Source organism: Pseudomonas sp. PDM04 (assembly GCF_014851765.1).
GTDB lineage: Bacteria > Pseudomonadota > Gammaproteobacteria > Pseudomonadales > Pseudomonadaceae > Aquipseudomonas.
Map to the genome: position 1 here is coordinate 1,451,643 of NZ_JACVAI010000001.1, position 22,786 is coordinate 1,474,428.

The following is a 22,786-nucleotide window of genomic DNA, read 5'->3' on the forward strand; positions in this document are numbered from 1 at the left end:
CACACTTGATTACAGGATCGGCAAAGCCGCGTGCGGACAGTTTGATCTGGATCAAGCACAAAAAACCGGGCGACCGCGAGGCCGCCCGGTTCTGCTGAAGGTTACAGATGCGATTCGGCGTATTCGGCCAGAATCGAACGAGGCACCCCTTGCAGGGTGATGTGGACGCCGTTCGGGAAGTCCTTGAAGCGTTCGGTCAGGTAGGTCAGCCCGGAACTGGTCGCGGACAGGTACGGGGTGTCGATCTGTGCCAGGTTGCCCAGGCACACCACTTTGGAACCGGCGCCGGCACGGGTGATGATGGTTTTCATCTGGTGCGGCGTGAGGTTCTGGCATTCGTCGATCAGAATCAGGCTCTGCTGGAAGCTGCGACCGCGGATGTAATTGAGGGATTTGAACTGCAGCGGCACTTTGCTGAGGATGTAGTCGACGCTGCCATGGGTGCTCTCGTCATCCATGTGCAAGGCTTCGAGGTTGTCGGTGATGGCGCCGAGCCACGGCTCCATTTTTTCGGCTTCGGTGCCGGGCAGGAAACCGATCTCCTGGTCCAGGCCCTGCACGCTGCGGGTGGCGATGATGCGGCGATAGCGCTTGCTGACCATGGTCTGCTCGATGGCCGCCGCCAGCGCCAGGATGGTTTTACCGGAGCCGGCGGCGCCGGACAGGTTGACCAGGTGGATGTCCGGGTCGAGCAAGGCATACAGCGCCAGGCTCTGGTAGATGTCACGCGGTTTCAGGCCCCAGGCTTCCTGGTGCAACAGGGGCTCCTGATGCAGGTCGAGTATCAGCAGGCGGTCTTCCTCGATCTCCTTGATCCAGCCGACAAAGCCTTGTTCGTCGATGATGAATTCGTTGATGTGCACGGCCGGCAGGTTGTCGATCAACTGCACCTGGTGCCAGGTGCGACCATGATCCTGGCGGGTCTCGACCTTGCTCACGCGGTCCCAGAACGAGCCCGTCATGTCGTGATAGCCATTGGGCAGCAACGAAACGTCGTCGACCAGTTGGTCGGTGCTGTAGTCCTCGGCCGCGATCCCGCAGGCGCGAGCCTTGAGGCGCATGTTGATGTCTTTGGTGACCAGCACCACCGGCAGCTTGGGCTGGCGCGCATGCAGGTCGACCAACTGGTTGATGATGATGTTGTCGTTCAGGTGCTCGGGCAGAATGATGTTCGGCTCTTCGCGCTTGCTCATCAGAATTGACAGCAAGCCCTTGGGCCCACTCTTGCCACGCTGGATCGGCACCCCCAGTTCGACGTCTTCCGGGCTGGCCTCGCCCAGGGTCTTGTCGATCAGGCGAATCGCCTGGCGACATTCGGCCGCCACGCTGTGATGCCCGCTCTTGAGCTTGTCCAGCTCCTCAAGCACGGTCATCGGGATCGCGACGTGGTGTTCTTCGAAATTCAGCAGGGCGTTTGGATCGTGAATCAATACGTTGGTATCGAGTACATAAAGGATTGGCTGGTTGGAGGAAGAACTACGTCCGTTGTCATCCATACTCGGTCACCTTTGTGGGAGCCATTCGACGCAATACCCAGGCGGTGCTGCGCCTCGAAGTGACTGTCGAAACCACCCGCACTACCTACGAAAAGCGCAGAGCAAGCGGACTGCACACAAGGGGTCTTGGAAGACGCCACCTGTGATGCAGGTTTCGGCGGTCTGTCTTCGTAATACTCCAAAACCCATGACAGAAAAAAGCACTTTGACGCTTTTTTGAAGTTTATTTTTCAGAGTGACGAATAGCCCTTGGCGTGCAGGCAATGTGCCGTTAAAGTCGGAAGTCCGCCTGCATCGAATTTCCTCGAAAAACCGCCCAAAACCCAATGTTTACGGGCGTTCTCCTGTTCAGCGAAACGCGTCCTGACAATCTTCCCAACCGATCCCGCTGGGCGCCGTTTGCGTGATCAGCCACGGCAGCGCCGTTTTCACCCCGTCCTGCTTGACGTTGAAGTTGATCACCCCGTGCCGCCACAGCAGCATCAGGGTCAGCACCCGTTGTGCGCTTTGATGGGCCTTGAGCTTGCCGGCACCGTCCTGGGCGTCGATGTCCCATAACGCAACCTGCAAGCCCTGGGACCTGAAGAAGCCTTCGGCGTCCGAACGGCGCTGACCATCGGGTGGACGAAACAGCGGCACATAGTTCTCGGGCAGCTTGCTCCTGACCAGTTCCGCGCTACGGCGGACCGAGTCCTGCCAGTCCTGCCAATGGCTGTGGGAGCGGAACTCCCAACCCTGCACGCCGATGCATTGCGTGGAGTAAGTGGCCTGCAGGCTGGCTACCGAACGATCGCCCAGGCGCGCCTGGACGTCCTTGCCGAGCACGAAGAAGGTGCCGGTCAGATTCGCCTTGCGCAGGTAATCGGCTACCCAGGCGGTGTTGTCCGGCGCGGCATTGGCGGCGCTGTCGAAGGTCAGCAGGAACAGCCGGTCATGCATCGCCTCGCCATTGCGCTCGTAGTCGCCGAAACGATCGATTTCACTGCTGGTTTGCGGGAACAGCGCGGCCTTGCGCAGAAGTTCGTCGAGGTACTGCGCATGGAACAACCGGCTGGGTTCGGCCCACTTTACATAGAAGCTGTCTTCGCTGATCTGGAACTTGGCCGCCTGTTCGCGCAGGGTCGCCATGTCCTCGACCAGGAAACAGAAGGACGCATCCTGGTCGCAGCTCTTCTGCGCAAAGTTGTAGTTGTCCAGCAGGCGTTGCCACAGGCGCTGACGCAGCTGGTTGACCGACTCCGAGTTGACCGTGCGCAGGCCCAGGCGTTGGGCCAGCCCGGCGTCGTCCAGCGACTCGCTGGCCCACAGCACCCGGGCGAACATCAGGATTTCCGCACGCGACGCGACATCGAACAGCGTCGGGTTGCCGAGCGGCTCGGGCCAGGTGCCGCGATCGAGCGTCGCCACATCGCCCGGCGCGGCCGCCGCACCGACACTCAACAGCCAGGCCAACAATATAAAACCGATACGCAATGGGATGTCTCCATAACAAAACCCGCGCGGCACTATAGCCGATCCGGCACTTGCACCACGATGCCCCCCAGGGTTACGGGTCGGGCACCGACCATCACCTATGGACTTGATAGCTGGAGTCATCAGGGACAACCCCCTAGAATCGCCCCCACGATCAAAGGAGACGACTTCATGCTGATGGTGATTTCCCCCGCCAAGACCCTCGATTACGAAACACCGCCGGCGACCCAGCGATTTACCCAGCCGCAGTACCTCGACCATTCCCAGGAGCTGATCCTGCAATTGCGCGACCTGACGCCTGCTCAGATCAGCGAACTGATGCACGTCTCCGACAAGATCGGCGGCCTCAACGCCGCGCGCTTCGGCAGCTGGACCCCGGCCTTTACCCCGGACAACGCCAAGCAGGCCCTGCTGGCCTTCAAGGGTGACGTGTACACCGGCCTCAATGCCCAGACCTTCAGCGAAGCCGACTTCGATTTCGCGCAACAGCACTTGCGCATGCTGTCCGGCCTGTATGGCCTGCTGCGCCCACTGGACCTGATGCAGCCGTATCGCCTGGAAATGGGCACTCGACTGGCCAATGCCCGTGGCAAGGACCTGTACGCCTTCTGGGGCACGCGGATCAGCGAATGGTTGAACGAAGCCCTGGCCGACCAGGGCGACGATGTGCTGCTGAACCTGGCGTCGAACGAGTACTTCTCGGCGGTCAAACGCACGGCTCTGAACGCCCGTGTCATCAATACCGAGTTCAAGGACCTGAAAAACGGCCAGTACAAGATCATCAGCTTCTACGCGAAAAAGGCCCGGGGCCTGATGAGCCGTTTCGTCATCGAAGAACGCATTGATGACCCGGCTCGACTCAAGCAGTTCGACGTTCAAGGCTATCGCTACAGCGCCGAACAGTCGAAACCCGACAGCCTGGTCTTCCTGCGCGATCACGCGCCCGAGTAAATGCGCCAATCTGGCGCACGACCGCAAAAACCCGGTCGTGCGCCTCTTCCCTTTTCGTCCGACAATCCTCCCGCTGATTCGCCATTATTTTGGCGCCAAAACACTGTCTGTCACATTTTTAACTTTAGTTTCACTCGACTTGGCGCATTTTTTTCCGTAGTGGCACTGAAAAAAATTCTCGGTAGTGGCACAAAAATATCTCACGCGTTTAAGTCCCCGTGTAACAAGGGTGAGACAGCAAGTGCCATCAATTTGAAAGTAGTGCCATCTTTTTCCATATTTCAAGAAATTTCAGAAATCGCGATGGGCGGATCGGAACTATGTCCAAATGCATAGCTCATACCACCGGTAGCGATTATCTCTGGATATGTACGAGATAACTTACGCAGAGAAGAGATTTACCTGGCCTGAATTGTCACAACAACTTCAACTCGGTAATCCCTGATTTGGGCAAGACCAACAGGAAAGGAGATACGCACCATTAATATCCCCTACACGGCCAAGGCTGCGCCCCTGTAAACGTGCTCTCCCGAGCACCCAAACGCTTGATCCACGGGCCTTTTGCCTGGCATCGAGTGTGGAAGACCTTTGCACGAAGAACCTCTGACCAGAGGACTCAGCTGCATAACGGGGCAAGTCATAACAATTAAGGCCTAGTTACGCACACCTTGAGTGCACTTATTTAGACACTCGGAACTTATATGCCTGCACACGGCACTGCGACGCCTGTCAGCCGCACTTCCGAGTGCACTATGACCGCTGAACACCATTAACTCCGGCCATGTAATGGCTTGATTAAACACAGAGGAAAATGCGATGCGCATCAGCATATTTGGTTTGGGTTACGTCGGTGCAGTCTGTGCCGGTTGCCTCTCTGCACGGGGCCACGACGTCGTTGGCGTCGATGTCGCCAAGGACAAGATCGACATGATCAACGCCGGTAAATCACCGATCGTTGAACCGGGTCTGGGTGAGTTGCTGGCCAAGGGCATCGAAACCGGCCGTCTGCGCGGTACGACCAACTTCGCCGAGGCGATTCGCGATACCGACCTGTCGATGATCTGCGTCGGCACGCCGAGCAAAAAGAACGGCGACCTGGAACTGAACTACATCGAAGCGGTGTGCCGCGAGATCGGTTTTGTCCTGCGTGAAAAATCCACTCGCCACACCATCGTCGTGCGCAGCACCGTGCTGCCGGGCACCGTCGCAAACGTTGTCATCCCGATCCTCGAAGACTGCTCCGGCAAGAAAGCCGGTGTGGATTTCGGCGTGGCCGTGAACCCTGAGTTCCTGCGTGAAAGCACCGCGATCGCCGACTACGACCAGCCGCCAATGACCGTCATCGGCGAACTGGACAAAGCCTCGGGCGACGTTCTGCAATCGCTGTACGAAGAGCTCGACGCGCCGATCATCCGCAAGGACATCGCCGTTGCCGAGATGATCAAGTACACCTGCAACGTGTGGCACGCCGCCAAGGTGACCTTCGCCAACGAGATCGGCAACATCGCCAAGGCCGTGGGCGTCGATGGTCGCGAAGTGATGGACGTGGTCTGCCAGGACAAGACCCTGAACCTGTCCCAGTACTACATGCGCCCTGGTTTCGCCTTCGGCGGTTCCTGCCTGCCCAAGGACGTTCGCGCCCTGACCTACCGTGCCGGCTCGCTGGACGTGGAAGCGCCGCTGCTGAACTCGCTGATGCGCAGCAACGAGGCCCAGGTGCAGAACGCCTTCGACATCGTCTCCAGCCACGACAAACGCAAAGTCGCCCTGCTGGGCCTGAGCTTCAAGGCCGGCACCGACGACCTGCGCGAAAGCCCGCTGGTGGAGCTGGCGGAAATGCTGATCGGCAAGGGTTTCGACCTGAGCATCTACGACAGCAACGTCGAATACGCCCGCGTTCACGGGGCGAACAAGGACTACATCGAGTCGAAGATCCCGCACGTCTCGTCCTTGCTCAATTCTGACTTCGACGCCGTCATCGACAATTCCGACGTGATCATCCTCGGCAACCGCGACGAGAAATTCCGCACCCTGGTGCAGAACGTCCCGCACGGCAAGCAAGTGATCGACCTGGTGGGCTTCATGGCTCAAGCCACCAGCGTCAGTGGTCGCACCGAAGGGATCTGCTGGTAAGGCAGCCTCTCCTGCAGGAGCGAGGGGGACGCCCAGTCCTTGCTCGCGATGGACTCAGCGACACCGCAGGGTGTCAGGTTGCCAGCGGCATCGTTGGCGACCTTCGCGAGCAAGCTTGCTCCTACAGCTTTTACGGATCGAGACGGATGCAAATTATGCACAGGCTAAAGCACGGTCTACTCCAGGCCGCCGGTTGGCTGTTTTACTTGAGTATCTTGATGGGCATCGCCACGGCGTTGCCTGTGTCCACGTTCGACTCCGAGTCGAAGGACTTCATTTTCCTGATCGGTATCGTCGGTATCTGGCGCTACTCGATGGGCGCCACGCACTTTCTGCGCGGCATGCTGTTTCTGTACGTGGTCTACCCGCACCTGCGGCGCAAAGTGCGCAAGCTGGGTAAAGCGGCAGACCCGTCCCATGTGTTCCTGATGGTCACCAGTTTCCGTATCGACGCCCTGACCACCGCCCAGGTCTACAGCTCGGTCATCCGCGAAGCCATCGACTGCGGCCTGCCAACCACCGTGGTCTGCTCGATCGTGGAAATGTCCGATGAACTGCTGGTGAAAAGCCTGTGGAACCGGATGAACCCACCGTCGCGGGTCAAACTCGACTTCGTGCGTATTCCGGGTACCGGCAAGCGCGATGGCCTGGCCTACGGTTTCCGCGCCATCTCCCGCCACCTGCCGGATGACCGTGCGGTCGTGGCGGTGATCGACGGCGACACCGTGCTCGCCGAAGGCGTCGTACTCAAGACCGTGCCGTGGTTCCAGCTGTTCGGCAACGTCGGCGGCCTGACCACCAACGAGTTCTGCGAAGTGCGCGGCGGCTACATCATGAGCGAGTGGCACAAGCTGCGCTTCGCCCAGCGCCACATCAACATGTGCTCGATGGCCCTGTCCAAGCGTGTGCTGACCATGACCGGCCGCATGTCGGTGTTCCGCGCCTCCGTGGTCACCAACCCCGACTTCATCGCCGACGTGGAAAGCGACTCGCTGCAACACTGGCGCCTGGGCCGCTTCAAGTTCCTCACCGGCGATGACAAATCGAGCTGGTTCAGCCTGATGCGCCTGGGCTACGACACTTTCTACGTGCCCGACGCCGCGATCCACACCGTGGAGCACCCGCCGGAGAAAAGCTTCATCAAGGCCAGCCGCAAGCTGATGTTCCGCTGGTACGGCAATAACCTGCGCCAGAACTCCCGCGCCCTGGGCCTGGGGATGAAACGCCTCGGCCTGTTTACCTCGGTGGTGCTGTTCGACCAGCGCGTGTCGATGTGGACCTCGCTGCTGGGACTGACTGTCGCGCTGCTCGCCAGCTTCAAGTACGGCACCGCGTTCATCCTGGTTTACCTGCTGTGGATCGGCATCACCCGCCTGATCCTGACCCTGCTGCTGTCGTGTTCCGGTCACCGGATCGGCCCGGCCTACCCGGCGATTCTCTATTACAACCAGATCGTCGGCGCGCTGGTGAAGATCTACGTGTTCTTCCGCCTCGACCAACAGTCCTGGACTCGCCAACCCACTTCTCTGTCCCGTGATCTCGCCAGCTTTCAACGTTGGTTCAACACCTGGTCGTCTCGGACCATGACCTTCTCTGCGGGCAGCATCTTTGTCGCCACGCTGCTGTTGATGGTCTGACCGAACTCGCCTGAATTAACTAGGAAACCGCCCATATGAATACCGCCGTCAACGCCAACGTAGTGCATGAATCCGAAGCCCAGCGCCAGCACGCCCGGGTCAAAATCCCGGCCAAGCTGCGCTTCTTCGGTCCCGACCGTACACCGGTCGAAGCCCGAGTCCTGGACCTCTCCGCCGGCGGCCTGGCGTTCAACGCCGGCCAGCTGCCGCTCAAGATCGGTGACGTGCACAAGGCGCGCCTGCAGTTCGTCATCGATAACCTCGGCCTGGCCATGGACGTCGAACTGCAAGTGCGCTCCTTCGACCGCCAGACCGGTCGTGCCGGTTGCCAGTTCCAGAACCTGGAGCAGCAGGACATCTCGACCCTGCGCCACCTGATCACCTCGCACCTGGCCGGCGACATCGTCAGCATCGGCGAAGTGCTGGCGACCCTGCAGCGCGACAACTTCACCAAGGCGCGCAAGCAAAAGGACGGCGGCAGCGGCATGACCCCGTTCGGTCGTCTGCGTGCAGTGACCTTCAGCCTGGCGATTTTCCTCGTCGGTCTGGCGGCGTTCGGCTTCATTTTCAAATCGGTGTACGGCATGTATTTCGTCAGCCACGCCCAGGCCGGCCTGGTTGCCGTGCCGGGCATGAACATCACCATGCCGCGTGACGGCACCGTGCAGAGCCTGGTCAAGGCCGACGGCGTCGCCGCCAAGGGCGCGCCTCTGGCGACCTTCAGCACCAGCATGCTCGACGTGCTCAAGGGCCACCTGGACGAAGACCAGTTGCAACCGGCCAAGGTTGAAGAACTGTTCGGCAAGCAGATGACCGGCACCCTGACCTCGCCGTGCGATTGCACCGTGGCCCAGCAACTGGTCGCCGACGGCCAGTACGCCAGCAAGGGCGACGTGATCTTCCAGCTGGTGCCGCGCAACAGCGAAGCCAACGTCGAGGCACGCTTCTCCTATCGCCAGTTCAGCGATGTTCGCCCAGGCACCAGCGTCAGCTTCCAGATCGCCGGCGAAGACCAGACCCGCACCGGCAAGATCGTCAGCAGCACCAGCCTGAAAAGTGCCGACCTGTCGTCCGACATCCGCGTGCTGATCCAGCCGGACGAGCCCCTGGACAGCAAATTCGCCGGTCGTCCGGTGGAAGTGAACAGCGACCGCGGCCCGAACCTGAACTGGCTGATCAACAAAGCCATGGCTGCTGGCCTGTAAGCGGAGGACATGACCGTGATGAAACCTATCCTCCATACACCGCAAACCCTGTGGGAGCGAGCCTGCTCGCGATGGGATCAGCGCGGTCTGTCTGATGCAACGCGGCGCCTGCATCGCCAGCAGGCTGGCTCCCACAGGGGGGCGGTGTGTGCTCTGGCGTTGGCAGTCAGCCTCGTCGGCTGCGCCGGCCTGCCCGACCAGCGCCTGGCCAATGAAGCCCTCAAGCGTGGCGACACCGCGCTGGCCCAGCAGAACTACAAGGCCCTGGCCGACCTCGGTTACAGCGAGGCTCAAGTGGGGCTCGCCGACATCCAGGTCGACAGCCGCGACCCGGCACAGATCAAGCAGGCCGAAGCCACCTACCGCGCCGCCGCCGACGTGTCGCCGCGTGCCCAGGCGCGCCTCGGCCGCCTGCTGGTGGCCAAGCCGGGTTCCACCGAAGCCGAACAGCACGAAGCCGAAACCCTGTTGAAAAAAGCCTCGGCCAACGGTGAAGGCAACACGCTGATCCCGCTGGCGATGCTGTACCTGCAATACCCGCACAGTTTCCCCGACATCAATGCCCAGCAGCAGATCAGCCAATGGCGCGCCGAAGGCAAACCGGAAGCCGGCCTGGCCCAAGTGCTGCTCTATCGCACCCAGGGTACTTACGACCAGCACCTGGACGAAGTGGCGAGCATCTGCAAGGCCGCGTTGAACACCACCGACATCTGCTACGTCGAACTGGCCACGGTCTACCAGAAACAGGGCAAGACCGAACAGCAGGCCGCGCTGATCAAGCAGATGCAGGCCGCGCACACCCGCGGCACCGTGTCCGCCCAGCGGGTGGACAGCGTGGCGCGCGTCCTCGGCGACTCGAGCCTGGGCAAGACCGACGAAAAAACCGCCCAGGCGCTGCTCGAAGACATCGCACCCGGCTACCCCGCTTCCTGGGTCAGCCTGGCGCAGTTGCTCTACGACTTCCCGGAACTGGGCGACGTCGACACCATGATGAAGTACCTGGACAACGGTCGCGCCGCTGACCAGCCGCGTGCCGAACTGCTGCTCGGCAAGCTCTACTACGAAGGCAAATGGGTGCCGGCCGACGCGAAAGCCGCCGAGGCCCACTTCCAGAAAGCCGTCGGCAAGGAAGTCGCTGCCGATTACTACCTCGGCCAGATCTACCGTCGCGGCTACCTGGGCCAGGTCTATTCGCAAAAAGCCCTGGACCACCTGCTGACCGCCGCGCGCAACGGCCAGAACAGTGCCGACTTCGCCATCGCCCAGCTGTTCTCCCAAGGCAAGGGCACCAAGCCCAACCCGCTGAATGCCTATGTGTTCAGCCAACTGGCCAAGGCCCAGAACACCCCGCAAGCCACCGAGCTCGCACAAACACTCGAAGCCCAACTGCCGCCTGCCCAGCTCGCCGAGGCCCAACGCCTGTTGAAACAAGAACAGGCCGTTCGGGGTGCCTTGAGCCAGAACACGCTGGAACTGCATGCCCTGCAAGAAGAAGACGGCGAGGAAACCTTATGAAGTTGAATCCATTCGTGAAGGCCGGCATTGGCCTGACATTCGCCTTGCTCTGGTCCTGCCCGACCCTGGCGGCATTGACCGACGCCAAGAACTTCGGCTTGGAAGTCAAAATCACCGGCCAGTCCGAAGACGACCGCGACCTGGGCACGGCCCATGGCGGCGACGTCAACGGCGTCGGCCTCGACCTGCGCCCCTGGGTCTACGGCGAGAGCGGCGCGTGGAGCGCCTACGCCATGGGCCAGGCCGTGACGTCCACCGACATCATCGAAACCGACACCCTGCAGCAGTCCGACAGCGACGGCACCCAGACCACCGACAACGGTGATCGCAAGACCAAGAAAAACTACCTGGCGATGCGCGAGTTCTGGGTCGGCTACAGCGGCCTCACGCCCTACCCCGGCGAGATCCTCAAGCTCGGTCGCCAACGCCTGCGCAACGACGACGGCCAATGGCGCGACACCAACATCGAAGCCCTGAACTGGACCTTCGACACCACCCTGCTGCGGGCCAATGCCGGTGTCGCCGAACGTTTCAGCGAGTACCGCACCGACCTCAAGGAACTGGCACCCAAGGACAAGGATCGCCTGCACGTCTACGGCGATGCGGCGTACCAGTGGACACCGGGCAACTGGGTCGGCATTCGCGGCCACCACACCCACGATGACGGCAAGCTCGATTACCCGGAACCGGGCGTGGCCGGCGATTCGCTGGACAAGAAGCAGAACGGCGACATCAGCTGGCTCGGCCTGACCGCCGACAGCGATGCCTACAACTACCGCAACACCAACACCCTCAACTACTGGGGCAGCATCACCGGCATGAGCGGCGACACCGACACGGTCAACCCGCTCAATGCCGACGGCACGCGTCCTACCGAAGCCAAGCGTGGTGAAGACGTCAACGGCTGGGCGACCGACATCGGTGTGCGCCTGCGCCTCGATCCACAATGGCAGGTCGGTGCCGCCTATGCCCGCGCCAGCGCCGATTACGAACAGAATGGCCTGGAAAGCAACCGCTCGAACTACACCGGTACGCGTTCGCGGGTTCACCGCTTCGGCGAGGCGTTCCGTGGCGAAATGAACAACATGCAGACCGCGACCCTGTTCGGTTCGTGGATGCTCAACGACGAATACGACGCGAGCCTGATCTATCACAAATTCTGGCGTGTCGACGGCAACAAGCCGGTCGGCAGCAACGGCATCAACGCCGTCGAGAACACCACCGACGACGCCACGGGCGCGATTCTCTCCAGCACGTCCCTGCCGCTGGAAGATGGCAACAAGGACCTTGGCCAGGAAATGGACGTGGTCGTCACCAAGTACTTCAAGCAGGGCCTGTTGCCGGCCGCGCTGAGCCAGTCGATCGACGAGCCGTCGGCCCTGGTGCGCCTGCGTGGCGGCGTGTTCAAGCCGGGTGATGCCTACGGCAAACAGGTCGACTCGTACATGCACCGCGCGTTCATCGACGTGATCTGGCGCTTCTGATGCGAACCGCTAAAGGAGTTCCCGACATGCACAGTCCGAAGAGAGACGCGTTGACCCTGGCCGCCGCGATGCTGCTGGCCAGTTCGGCCGCCTTCGCCAATGTCGAGCCAGCGCCGAAGCCGGTGACCACGGCCAAGGAATTGCAACAGGCCAAGACCTACACCGTCGCCAGCGCGCCGACCGCGCCCCTGGAACTGAAGAAGCCGGTCCCGCCGGACATCAGCGGCTACAACGCGCAAGCCGTCGAGAAAAAGATCGTGCGCAGCAAGGCCGGCAAGGTCAGCGTGCGCCGGATGATGCAGGAAAACGCCCTGAAGGACTTCATCGGCGGCGACAACAAGATGGCCGAATGGGTGGTGCGCCAGCACGGCATCCCGCAGGCGATCTTCATCGACGACGGCTACCTGAACCTCAAGGACCTGGCGAAGAAACTGCCCAAGCAGTACTTCAGCGAAACCTCGCCGGGCGTGTTCCTCGCCAGGCTGCCGATTGTGGTGGGCGAGAAGGGCATTCTCGAAATCGACCAGCAGACCCAGGAATTGCGCCTTTCCCAGGAGGCCGGTTCGTTCCTGGTCAACGACGGTCGCCTGTTCGTGCGTGACAGCAAGATCACCGGCTGGCGTGAAAAGGACAACGGCCCGGCGACTTTCAAGTCGCCGAAGGAATTCCGTCCGTTCCTGCTGGCCTGGGGTGGCACCGAGACCTACATCGTCAACAGCAAGATGGCCAGTTTCGGCTACGCCAACAGCAAGTCCTACGGCGTGAGTATTTCCCAGTACACGCCGAACATGGCCAAGGTGCTCAAGCGCCCTGAACCGACCGGCTGGATCATCGGCTCCGAGTTCTCGGACATGTGGTACGGGTTCTATTGCTACGAAACCAGCAACTTCGTGGTCAAGGGCAACACCTACAAGGACAACATCGTCTACGGCATCGACCCGCACGACCGTTCGCACGGGCTGATCATCGCCGACAACACCGTCTACGGGACCAAGAAGAAGCACGGGATCATCATTTCCCGTGAGGTCAACGACAGCTTCATCTTCAACAACCGCAGCTACGACAACAAGTTGTCGGGCCTGGTGATCGACCGTAACAGCGTCAACAACCTGATCGCCTACAACGAGATCTACAAGAACCACACCGACGGCATCACGCTGTACGAGAGCGGTGACAACCTGATCTACGGCAACAAGGTGATCAGCAACAAGCGCCACGGCATCCGCATTCGTAACAGCGTGAACATCCGCCTCTACGAAAACCTGTCCCTGGCCAACGGCCTGACCGGCGTCTACGGCCACATCAAGGACCTGACGGACACCGACCGCGACATCAAGCTCGACCCGTTCGACGCCCAGGTGTCGCTGATCATCGTCGGCGGCGAACTGGCCGGCAACGGCAGCGGGCCGCTGTCGATCGACTCGCCTCTGAGCGTGGAGCTGTATCGCGTGTCGATGCTCGCGCCGACCAAATCCAGCGGCATCAGCTTCAACGGGATCCTTGGCGAGCGCCAGGATGAAATTCTCGACCTGATGGTGCGCCAGCAGAAAGCCGTGCTGATCGACCCTGTCGAACGCCAGACCGAATTGCAGGACTGAGGATAATTTTATGCACCCACACTTGATCAAATTACTCAGCCTGTCGGCCCTGACTGCCGGTATTCTCGCGGCCAGCGCCGGGGCGCGCGCCGAGGACATCCAGGCGCCGACATTCGAAGCCGAGCCGTGCTGCAACCTGTGCCCGGAAGCCCACGACGCGAAGAACTACACCACCCGTTACCAGCAGAACTTCACCACGCTGGTGCAGGCCCAGGGCGACTGGCTGTTCCGTACCCAGGAAGACTTGCGCACCGAATTCGACACCACCCCCGCCGGCTACAAGCGCATGCAGCAACTGCACGATGCGTTCAAGAGCAAAGGCGTGGAACTGGTGGTGGTCTACCAGCCGACCCGAGGCCTGGTGAACCGCAACAAACTCAACCCGCAAGACAAGGCCAGGTTCGATTACGACAAGGCACTGAAGAACTACAAGAGCATGCTCGGCCGTTTCGCCGCCATGGGCTACGTGGTGCCCGACCTGTCGCCGCTGACCAACGAATCGCTGCCCGAGACCCTGCCCGCCCACGATTTCTACTTCCGTGGCGACCAGCACTGGACGCCTTACGGCGCGCAGCGCACGGCGAAGATCGTCGCCGAGAAGGTCAAGCAGATCCCGGCCTTTGCCGACATTCCAAAGCGTGAATTCGAGACCCACAAGTCGGGTCGCATGGGCAAGACCGGAACATTGCACAACATGGCCGGTCAACTCTGTGGCACCAGCTACGCGATCCAGTACATGGATCAGTTCACCACCGAGCCCAAGGGCGAAGCGGGCGATGGCGACCTGTTCGGCGATTCCGGCAATCCGCAGATCACCCTGGTCGGCACCAGCCACAGTGGCAAGAACTACAACTTCGCCGGTTTCCTCGAAGAGGCCATCGGCGCCGACATTCTCAACGTGGCGTTCCCTGGCGGCGGCCTGGAAGGTTCGATGCTGCAGTACCTGGGCAGCGAAGAGTTCCAGAAGAACCCGCCGAAGATTCTCATCTGGGAATTCTCGCCGCTCTACCGCCTGGACCAGGAAACCATCTACCGCCAGATGATGGCGCTGCTGGACAACGGTTGCGAAGGCAAGGATGCACAGATGTCCGGCAGCACCACACTCAAGCCGGGCAAGAACGAACTGATGGTCAACAGCAAAAACCTGAACCTGCAGAACAGCAGCCACCAGGTCGACATCCGCTTCGCCGACACCTCGGTGAAAACCCTGCAAGCCACCCTCTGGTACATGAACGGGCGCCACGAGGACATCAAGATCGAAAAACCGGAAACGTCCGACACCGACGGTCGTTTCGCCTTCGAGTTGCGCACGGACGAAGACTGGGCCTCGCAGAACCTGCTGGCCGTCGAAGTCCAGGGGCCGGAAGCCGGCGCCGCGCCACAGAAGGTCGAAGCGAAAATCTGCAAACGCAACGTGTTCCCGAACGCTGGGCAACGTACCGCCCAGATCGGGCAATGAGGTCTGCCATGCACAATCGAACGTTGAAACAGTTCATCACGCCGTCCCTGCTGGCACTGGCGATGTTCGCCGGCGCCACCCAGGCCGCCGCGCCGCTGCGCCCACCCCAGGGGTACTTCGCGCCGATCGAGAAACTCAAGACCGGCGACAGCAATGAAAGCTGCGAGGCAGTACCGACGCCGTACACCGGCTCGCTGCAATTTCGCAGCAAGTACGAAGGCTCGGACAAGGCCCGCTCGACCCTGAACGTCCAATCGGAAAAAGCCTTCCGCGACAGCACCGCCGACATCACCAGGATCGAGCGCGGCACCAGCAAGCGCGTCATGCAATTCATGCGCGACGGGCGTCCGGAACAGCTCGAATGCACGTTGAACTGGTTGACCGCCTGGGCCAAGGCCGACGCCTTGATGTCCAAGGACTTCAACCACACCGGCAAGTCCATGCGCAAATGGGCGCTGGGCAGCATGGCGTCTTCTTACCTGCGCCTGAAGTTTTCCGACTCGCACCCGCTGGCCAACCACCAGCAGGAATCGCAGTTGATCGAAGCCTGGTTCAACAGGATGGCCGACCAGGTGGTCAGCGACTGGGACAACCTGCCGCTGGAAAAAACCAACAACCACTCGTACTGGGCGGCCTGGTCGGTGATGGCCACCGCCGTCGCCACCAACCGTCGCGACCTGTTCGACTGGGCCGTGAAGGAATACAAGGTCGGCGCCAACCAGGTCGATGCGCAGGGCTTCCTGCCGAACGAACTCAAGCGCCAGCAACGCGCCCTCGCCTACCACAACTATGCCCTGCCGCCCCTGGCGATGATCGCCAGTTTCGCCCAGGTCAATGGCGTGGACCTGCGCCAGGAAAACAACGGCGCCCTCAAGCGTCTGGGGGATCAGGTGTTGGCCGGGGTCAAGGACCCGGACATCTTCGAGAAGAAGAACGGCAAGGAACAGGACATGACCGACCTGAAGAAGGACATGAAATTCGCCTGGCTCGAACCGTTCTGCTCGCTCTACACCTGCGCGCCGCAGGTGCTGGAGAAGAAACACGGGATGCAGCCGTTCAAGACCTTCCGCCTTGGCGGCGACCTGACCCGGGTCTATGACCCGGCCAACGACAAGGGCAAAGGGTCTTGAGGCAATAGGTAATCCCTGTGGGAGCGAGCCTGCTCGCGATTGCTATCGGACATTCAACATTGATGTCGACTGATACACCGCTACCGCGAGCAGGCTAGCTCCCACAGTGAAGGTGTGTCGCCCTCCGGTTCATTTGCGGGGGGTTTGGGGGGGCTGCGGCCCTTGACTGTTGGTTAAACACGGAGAGACCGGGATGGTATTTTCATCCAACGTGTTCCTGTTCTTGTTCCTGCCGATCTTCCTCGGCATGTACTACTTGAGCGGAATACGCTATCGCAACCTGTTGCTGCTGATCGCCAGCTATGTGTTCTATGCCTGGTGGCGCGTGGACTTCCTGGCGCTGTTCGCCGCCGTCACGCTGTGGAACTACTGGATCGGCCTCAAGGTCGGCGCCGCAGGTGTGCGCACCAAGCCGGCCCAACGCTGGCTGCTGCTGGGCGTGGCCGTCGACCTGTGCATCCTCGGCTACTTCAAGTACGCCAACTTCGGTGTCGACAGCATCAACGCGCTGATGACCTCGGTCGGCCTGTCGCCATTCATCCTGACCCACGTGCTGTTGCCGATCGGTATCTCCTTCTACATTTTCGAGTCCATCAGCTACATCATCGACGTCTACCGTGGCGATACCCCGGCCACGCGCAACCTGATCGACTTCGCGGCGTTCGTGGCGATCTTCCCGCACCTGATCGCCGGTCCCGTGCTGCGTTTTCGCGACCTCGCCGACCAGTTCAACAACCGCACCCACACCCTCGACAAATTCTCCGAGGGCTGCACGCGGTTCATGCAGGGTTTCATCAAGAAGGTCTTCATCGCCGACACCCTGGCGGTGGTCGCCGACCACTGCTTCGCCTTGCAGAACCCGACCACGGGCGACGCCTGGCTCGGCGCGCTGGCCTACACCGCGCAACTGTACTTCGACTTCTCCGGCTACAGCGACATGGCCATCGGCCTGGGCTTGATGATGGGTTTCCGCTTCATGGAAAACTTCAAACAGCCGTACATCAGCCAGTCGATCACCGAGTTCTGGCGGCGCTGGCACATCAGCCTGTCGACCTGGCTGCGCGACTACCTGTACATCACGCTGGGCGGCAACCGCAAAGGCACGCTGATGACCTATCGCAACCTGTTCCTGACCATGCTGCTCGGTGGTCTGTGGCACGGTGCGAACATCACCTACATCGTCTGGGGTGCCTGGCACGGCATGTGGCTGGCCATTGAAAAAGCCCTGGGCCTGAACACGTCGCCACGCAGCCTCAACCCGATCCGCTGGGCCCTGACCTTCCTGCTGGTGGTGATGGGCTGGGTGATCTTCCGTGCGGAAAACCTGCACGTGGCCGGTCGCATGTACGGCGCGATGTTCAGCTTCGGCGAATGGTCGCTGTCGGAACTCAACCGGGCCAACCTCACCGGCCTGCAAGTGGCGACCCTGGTGGTGGCCTACGCGACCCTGGCGTTCTTCGGCCTGCGTGATCTCTACAGCAACCCGCCACCGGCGAAAACCAAACCGGCCGTCAACGTCGAGGCCGATGGCCCCGCCGCTGCAACGCCTGGAATGATCAAGGCGGTCCCGGGCGACAACCCGGCCAGCATCCACCAGCCAGGCTACACCGTGGGCGTCGAAGCCACCGTGCAACCGGCCTACTGGAGCGCCGACTGGTCGCGCTACGTGATGCGCGCCCTGGTGCTGCTGCTGTTCATCGCCTCGATTCTCAAACTCTCGGCGCAAAGCTTCTCGCCGTTCCTTTACTTCCAGTTCTGAGGGATCTGACCATGACCCGCTCATTACGCATTTTCTACATCGCCCTGTTCATGGTGACCCTGCTGGTCCTGGGCCTGTGGTCGGTGCGCAGCTTCTTCGGTTTCAGCACCAACGCCGATGCGACGGTGCTCAACGGCCGTTGGGCCAAGGCCGTCGAAACCCACTACGACGACGAATTCCCGATCAAGCGCCTGGGCACCAACCTCTGGGCCGCACTGGATTTCAAACTGTTCAACGAAGGTCGTCCCGGCGTGGTGCTCGGTCGCGACCAGTGGTTGTACAGCGATGAGGAATTCAACCCGATCGTCAACGAAGAGCTGAACCTGCAAGGCAATTACGCGCTGGTCGAAGGCGTGCGCCAGGAACTGAAGGAGAAAGGCGTGAAACTGGTGATGGCCATCGTGCCGGCCAAGACCCGCCTGTACCCGGAACACCTGGGTGAAGTGAAGCCTTCGAGCATTCACGCCAACCTTTATGAAGACTTCCACGCCCGTGTCGCCGCCAACAAGATCCTCGCGCCCGACCTGCTGAGCCCGCTGCAAAAGGGCAAGCTGGACGGCCAGCAAGTGTTCCTGCGCACCGACACCCACTGGACCCCGGAGGGCGCACAGATCGCCGCCGAAACCCTGGCCAGAGCCATCGCCGAGAAAGCCCCGCTGAGCGGCGAGCCTCAGCGTTTCGTCACCGAGCCTGCGCAAACCGTGACCCACAAGGGTGACCTGCGCCTGTTCCTGCCGCTGGACCCGCTGTTCGAAAACCTGATGCCGGCGACCGAGCCACTGCAGAAACGCAACACCGTGGCGGCTGACGATCAGGCCAGCGGCGACGACGCCCTGTTTGCCAACACCGAAGTCCCCGTCGCGCTGATCGGCACCAGCTACAGCGCCAACCCGAACTGGAACTTCGTCGGCGCGCTGAAACAGGCGCTGAACAGCGACGTGGTCAATTACGCCGAAGACGGCCATGGCCCGATCCTGCCGATGCTCAGCTACCTCAAGAGCGACGCTTTCAAGAACAGCCCGCCGCAGGTGCTGATCTGGGAGTTTCCTGAACGTTATCTGCCCGTCAACAACGAAATCGGCGACGCCGACCCGCACTGGGTCGCAGCGCTCAAAGAAGCCGGCGCCCGCCAACAAAATGTAGCCATCAACACTAAATCCGAGACGCCCGACCGGGCGCAAAACTGAAAGAGAGGTACTTCCATGACTTTCACTACTACTCCTCGTCGTCTCGCCAAGACCTTTGCCCTGGCCGCGACCTTCGGCGTACTGTCGATGAACGCCTTCGCCGCCGGCGACTCCGCCCTCTACGGTCCGACCGCGCCGAAAGGCTCGACCTTCGTACGGGTCTATAACGCCGGCAACACCGAAGTCAGCGCCACCGTCGGCAGCACCAGCCTGAGCGATGTCGCACCGCTGTCCAGCACCGACTTCAGCTTCATGCCGGGCGGCGACTACAGCGCCAAGGTCGGCAGCCAGTCCCTGCCGGTGAAACTGGCCGGCGACCACTATTACACCCTGGTCAACAACGCCAGCGGCGCGCCACAACTGATCGAAGAGCCGCCGTTCAAGAACAAGCAGAAATCCCTGGTCCGCGTGCAGAACCTCAGCGACAAGGCCCTGACCCTGAAAACCGCCGACGGCAAGACCGAAGTCGTGCCTTCCGTGGCCGCCAAAGGCCGTGGCGAGCGTGAAATCAACCCGGTAAAAGTCAGCCTGGCGCTATACGATGGCGCAACGAAAGTCGGCGACGTGAAACCGGTTGCCCTGGAACGCGGTGAAGCGGCGGTACTGTACGTCACCGGCAACGGCAGCAGCCTGTCGCCAGTGTGGGTCAAGCGCCCCGTGTCTACGCGCTAATGAATATTCCTGACTGACGCTTCGCCCCCTGTGGGAGCGGGGGCGTCAGTCAGGATACGAGACAAAAACAAGAGTGAAACGACAGAACGTTCGTGCTCTGACCCATACGATTTTCAAGGAGTAACAACATGATTCCGGTGATCTTGTCAGGTGGTAGCGGCTCACGTCTTTGGCCGCTTTCCCGCAAGCAGTTCCCTAAACAGTTCCTGGCCCTGACCGGCGAACACACGCTGTTCCAGCAAACCCTGGAACGCCTGGTGTTCGAAGGCATGGACACGCCTATCGTGGTCTGCAACAAGGACCACCGCTTCATCGTCAACGAGCAACTGACCGCTCGCAAGCTGGAAACCCAGCGCATCCTGATGGAACCGTTCGGCCGCAACACTGCGCCGGCCGTAGCGCTGACCGCGATGATGCTGGTCAACGAAGGCCGTGACGAGCTGATGCTGGTGCTGCCGGCCGACCACGTGCTGGAAGACCAGAAAGCCTTGCAGCGAGCCCTCGCCCTGGCCACCGTCGCCGCCGAAAACGGCGAAATGGTGCTGTTCGGCGTCCCGGCGACCAAACCGGAAACCGGTTATGGCTACATCAAGTCGACCAACGACTCGCTGCTGCCCGAAGGCGTCAGCCGTGTTTCGCACTTCGTCGAAAAACCGGACGTGAAACGCGCCACCGAGTACGTGCAGTCCGGCGGTTATTTCTGGAACAGCGGCATGTTCCTGTTCCGCGCCAGCCGCTTCCTCGAAGAACTGAAAAAACATGATCCGGACATCTACGACACCTGCCTGCTGACCCTGGAGCGCAGCGAGCATGACGTCGACACCGTGAGCATCGACGAAGCCACGTTCGCCTGCTGCCCGGACAACTCCATCGACTACTCGGTGATGGAAAAAACCCAGCGCGCCTGCGTCGTGCCGCTGACCGCCGGCTGGAGCGATGTCGGCTGCTGGTCGTCGTTGTGGGAAGTCAACGAAAAAGACGCCAACGGCAACGTCACCAAGGGCGACGTCGTGGTTCAGGACAGCAAGAACTGCATGATCCATGGCAACGGCAAACTGGTGTCGGTGATCGGCCTGGAAAACATCGTGGTCGTCGAAACCAAGGACGCCATGATGATTGCGCACAAGGACAAGGTCCAGGGCGTGAAACAGATGGTCAACACCCTCAACGAACAGGGCCGCAGCGAAACCCAGAACCACTGCGAAGTCTATCGCCCGTGGGGTTCCTACGACTCGGTGGACATGGGTGGCCGCTTCCAGGTCAAGCACATCTCGGTCAAGCCGGGCGCCTGCCTGTCGTTGCAGATGCACCACCACCGCGCCGAACACTGGATCGTGGTCAGCGGCACCGCCGAAGTGACCTGTGACGAAAACGTGTTCCTGCTGACCGAGAACCAGTCGACCTACATTCCGATTGCGTCGGTTCACCGCCTGCGCAACCCGGGCAAGATCCCACTCGAAATCATCGAAGTGCAATCGGGCAGTTACCTGGGTGAGGACGATATCGAGCGTTTCGAAGACATCTATGGTCGGTCCACGCCGATCGAACGCGGCGTGTCGGTGAAAACCATCGCGCAATAAGCGTTCGGCAAAACAAAAGCCCCCACCCCACCCGCTGCGTCCCCTATCCGCAGTGGGTGGGGTGGGGGCTTTTTCATGCCTGCCCGGCCGAGGCGTGCGGAGCAACCGCGAGTCGTTTATTTCAAAACGGCATCTGCTCTCCCCATCCGAGAGCCATTGCAGCAGAGCGAGGATTGATCGCGTTTGTCCGAATCAATTGCATGTTCACGGTTTTGCCCACCTGACTGATTGCATTCATCGTCAGGTACGTGCCCGCACCACGAAGCTTTGGTACGTCCTGCGTGAAGGTCTCTGGTTCATTCAATAGAACCCCGCCAAGCGATTGAGCCGCGGGATCGACAATGGTGAAATCGACTACCAGCTCGGCGTTTCCAGGACGTTCATCGTCCCGATTCAGAGAGATCAAGGAAAGTCCGTAAATTCTTCTATCCGAGGGTGCTTTGACAAGATCACTTTTCCTGATTAAAGCAAACAGCCGATTGTCAGGAGCCCTGCCACCATCCACTTCCATTTGCCTTGTTTGCTCGCCTCTGACCAGCCATGTCTGAAACGCATTTGATATGTATTGTCCCGCGAGGAAATTTCCTCGCGCCTTGGCGGCAGCGCCTCCCCATTTTGTAAACTCATACCAACTGATTTCGGTAGCGCTCACCAAAGCGCCGTATTTTTGTTGATAGTCCTGCAACGTATCCCGTACCTCATCCGTTGCGATTGCACCCTTGGGATTACGGCGAACAAGTTCATCCCTATCACCCACGCCGACTTCGACCACCTGAAAATCATCAACACTTTCATAATCCCCAGATACTTCATTGAGCACCTTGACCCTTGCCTTGGATAACTTCGCGCTAAAGAAAAAACGCTTGAAAACGTCGACGCTCAAAGTGATGTCCTGAGTTTTTTTCTCAAGAACATAATCATTTTTTTTATTCGTCGACTGTAATCCAAGTCCATTGGAGTCAATGTAGCGAAGCGGGTTGCCACGTACCATGCCATAGAGGTTAAGCCCGTCGACCAGACCTGCCGGATCCGGATTCACCCAGCGCTGCAACCACGGCACGTAGTACCTGAACCCATAGTAATAAAGCCCCGTCGCATCCCGCTCCTTCCCCGAATAACGCACCGTCTTGTAACCGACCTGCACCGCTTCGCCGCTGGACCACGCGGTTTCGCCGAACGGGTAATAGCGCTCCTTGGTAATGACCTGGCCATCCTGGTCCAGCTCCAGCGTGCTGGAACCCAGGTGATCGGTCAGGCTGTAGCGCTGCTGGTCGTTGGCGATGCCATCGGGTTTTCCTGCCTGCCAGTGCAACACCCGCACGCTGCCGCGCCCGGTGCTGACGTCGATGACGTGCAGTATTTCCCCGGTGCCGCTGTGCGTGCGGATTTCCAGGCCGGGCAGGTACAGCGTTTCAAGCAGCAACGATTGCGCGTGGGTTTGCAGCGAGCGGGTTTTGCGCACGCGCTGGCCGTCGGCGCCGTAGACGTATTGCTCGCTGTCGCTGAG

At 60.7% G+C, this 22,786-nt stretch carries 16 protein-coding genes; 13 read left to right on the forward strand and 3 right to left on the reverse strand.

Going from position 1 to position 22,786, the window contains the following annotated elements; genetic code table 11:
• Positions 1 to 101 precede the first annotated feature (101 nt).
• A complete protein-coding gene (locus IB249_RS06735; RefSeq protein WP_192302750.1) occupies positions 102 to 1,496 on the reverse strand; it encodes a PhoH family protein in 1,395 nt (464 codons plus the stop codon).
• Between the two features lie 348 nt (positions 1,497 to 1,844).
• The gene (locus IB249_RS06740) at positions 1,845 to 2,969 is read right to left on the reverse strand and encodes a polysaccharide deacetylase family protein (RefSeq protein ID WP_192302752.1); all 1,125 of its coding nucleotides are present in this window, start codon (positions 2,967 to 2,969) and stop codon (positions 1,845 to 1,847) included.
• A gap of 171 nt (positions 2,970 to 3,140) precedes the next feature.
• Between IB249_RS06740 and yaaA the strand changes: the two genes are divergently transcribed.
• The 13 genes from yaaA to IB249_RS06805 all read left to right on the forward strand — a co-directional run bounded on the left by yaaA (position 3,141) and on the right by IB249_RS06805 (position 21,279).
• Entirely contained in the window at positions 3,141 to 3,920 is a 780-nt protein-coding gene (gene yaaA / locus IB249_RS06745) for a peroxide stress protein YaaA (protein ID WP_192302754.1), read from the forward strand.
• A gap of 816 nt (positions 3,921 to 4,736) precedes the next feature.
• Complete coding sequence (locus IB249_RS06750; protein ID WP_192302756.1) at positions 4,737 to 6,053, forward strand: nucleotide sugar dehydrogenase; 1,317 nt, start codon at positions 4,737 to 4,739, stop codon at positions 6,051 to 6,053.
• Positions 6,054 to 6,208: 155 nt separating this feature from the next.
• Positions 6,209 to 7,690: a mannuronan synthase gene (alg8, locus tag IB249_RS06755; protein WP_412547985.1), complete on the forward strand. Its 1,482-nt coding sequence runs from the start codon at positions 6,209 to 6,211 to the stop codon at positions 7,688 to 7,690.
• A 35-nt stretch (positions 7,691 to 7,725) separates the two neighbouring features.
• Entirely contained in the window at positions 7,726 to 8,895 is a 1,170-nt protein-coding gene (locus IB249_RS06760; protein ID WP_192302758.1) for an alginate biosynthesis protein Alg44, read from the forward strand.
• A gap of 9 nt (positions 8,896 to 8,904) precedes the next feature.
• Positions 8,905 to 10,410 (forward strand): alginate biosynthesis TPR repeat lipoprotein AlgK, encoded by a 1,506-nt coding sequence (gene algK / locus IB249_RS06765; protein WP_192302760.1) that lies wholly within the window; start codon positions 8,905 to 8,907, stop codon positions 10,408 to 10,410.
• Positions 10,407 to 11,894 carry an alginate export family protein gene (locus IB249_RS06770; RefSeq protein ID WP_192302762.1) on the forward strand — a complete coding sequence of 496 codons (1,488 nt, stop codon included), beginning with the start codon at positions 10,407 to 10,409 and terminating at the stop codon, positions 11,892 to 11,894. The genes algK and IB249_RS06770 overlap by 4 nt, the downstream gene beginning before the upstream one ends.
• Positions 11,895 to 11,920: 26 nt before the next feature.
• Positions 11,921 to 13,492 (forward strand): mannuronan 5-epimerase AlgG, encoded by a 1,572-nt coding sequence (algG, locus tag IB249_RS06775; protein ID WP_192302764.1) that lies wholly within the window; start codon positions 11,921 to 11,923, stop codon positions 13,490 to 13,492.
• A gap of 10 nt (positions 13,493 to 13,502) precedes the next feature.
• Positions 13,503 to 14,951, forward strand: coding sequence for an alginate O-acetyltransferase (locus IB249_RS06780; protein WP_192302766.1), 1,449 nt, complete (start codon positions 13,503 to 13,505; stop codon positions 14,949 to 14,951).
• Between the two features lie 8 nt (positions 14,952 to 14,959).
• Positions 14,960 to 16,081, forward strand: coding sequence for a mannuronate-specific alginate lyase (locus tag IB249_RS06785; RefSeq protein ID WP_192302767.1), 1,122 nt, complete (start codon positions 14,960 to 14,962; stop codon positions 16,079 to 16,081).
• 193 nt (positions 16,082 to 16,274) lie between these two features.
• On the forward strand, positions 16,275 to 17,840 hold the full coding sequence (locus tag IB249_RS06790) for an MBOAT family O-acyltransferase (protein WP_192302769.1): 1,566 nt from the start codon (positions 16,275 to 16,277) through the stop codon (positions 17,838 to 17,840).
• 11 nt (positions 17,841 to 17,851) lie between these two features.
• Complete coding sequence (locus tag IB249_RS06795) at positions 17,852 to 19,027, forward strand: alginate O-acetyltransferase (protein WP_192302771.1); 1,176 nt, start codon at positions 17,852 to 17,854, stop codon at positions 19,025 to 19,027.
• 15 nt (positions 19,028 to 19,042) lie between these two features.
• The gene (locus IB249_RS06800) at positions 19,043 to 19,699 is read left to right on the forward strand and encodes an alginate O-acetyltransferase AlgF (protein ID WP_192302773.1); all 657 of its coding nucleotides are present in this window, start codon (positions 19,043 to 19,045) and stop codon (positions 19,697 to 19,699) included.
• A 128-nt stretch (positions 19,700 to 19,827) separates the two neighbouring features.
• Positions 19,828 to 21,279 carry a mannose-1-phosphate guanylyltransferase/mannose-6-phosphate isomerase gene (locus IB249_RS06805; protein ID WP_192302775.1) on the forward strand — a complete coding sequence of 484 codons (1,452 nt, stop codon included), beginning with the start codon at positions 19,828 to 19,830 and terminating at the stop codon, positions 21,277 to 21,279.
• A gap of 121 nt (positions 21,280 to 21,400) precedes the next feature.
• Here the strand turns inward: IB249_RS06805 and IB249_RS06810 are convergent.
• On the reverse strand, positions 21,401 to 22,786 hold a 1,386-nt coding region (locus IB249_RS06810; RefSeq protein WP_192302777.1), incomplete at its 5' end, for an RHS repeat-associated core domain-containing protein.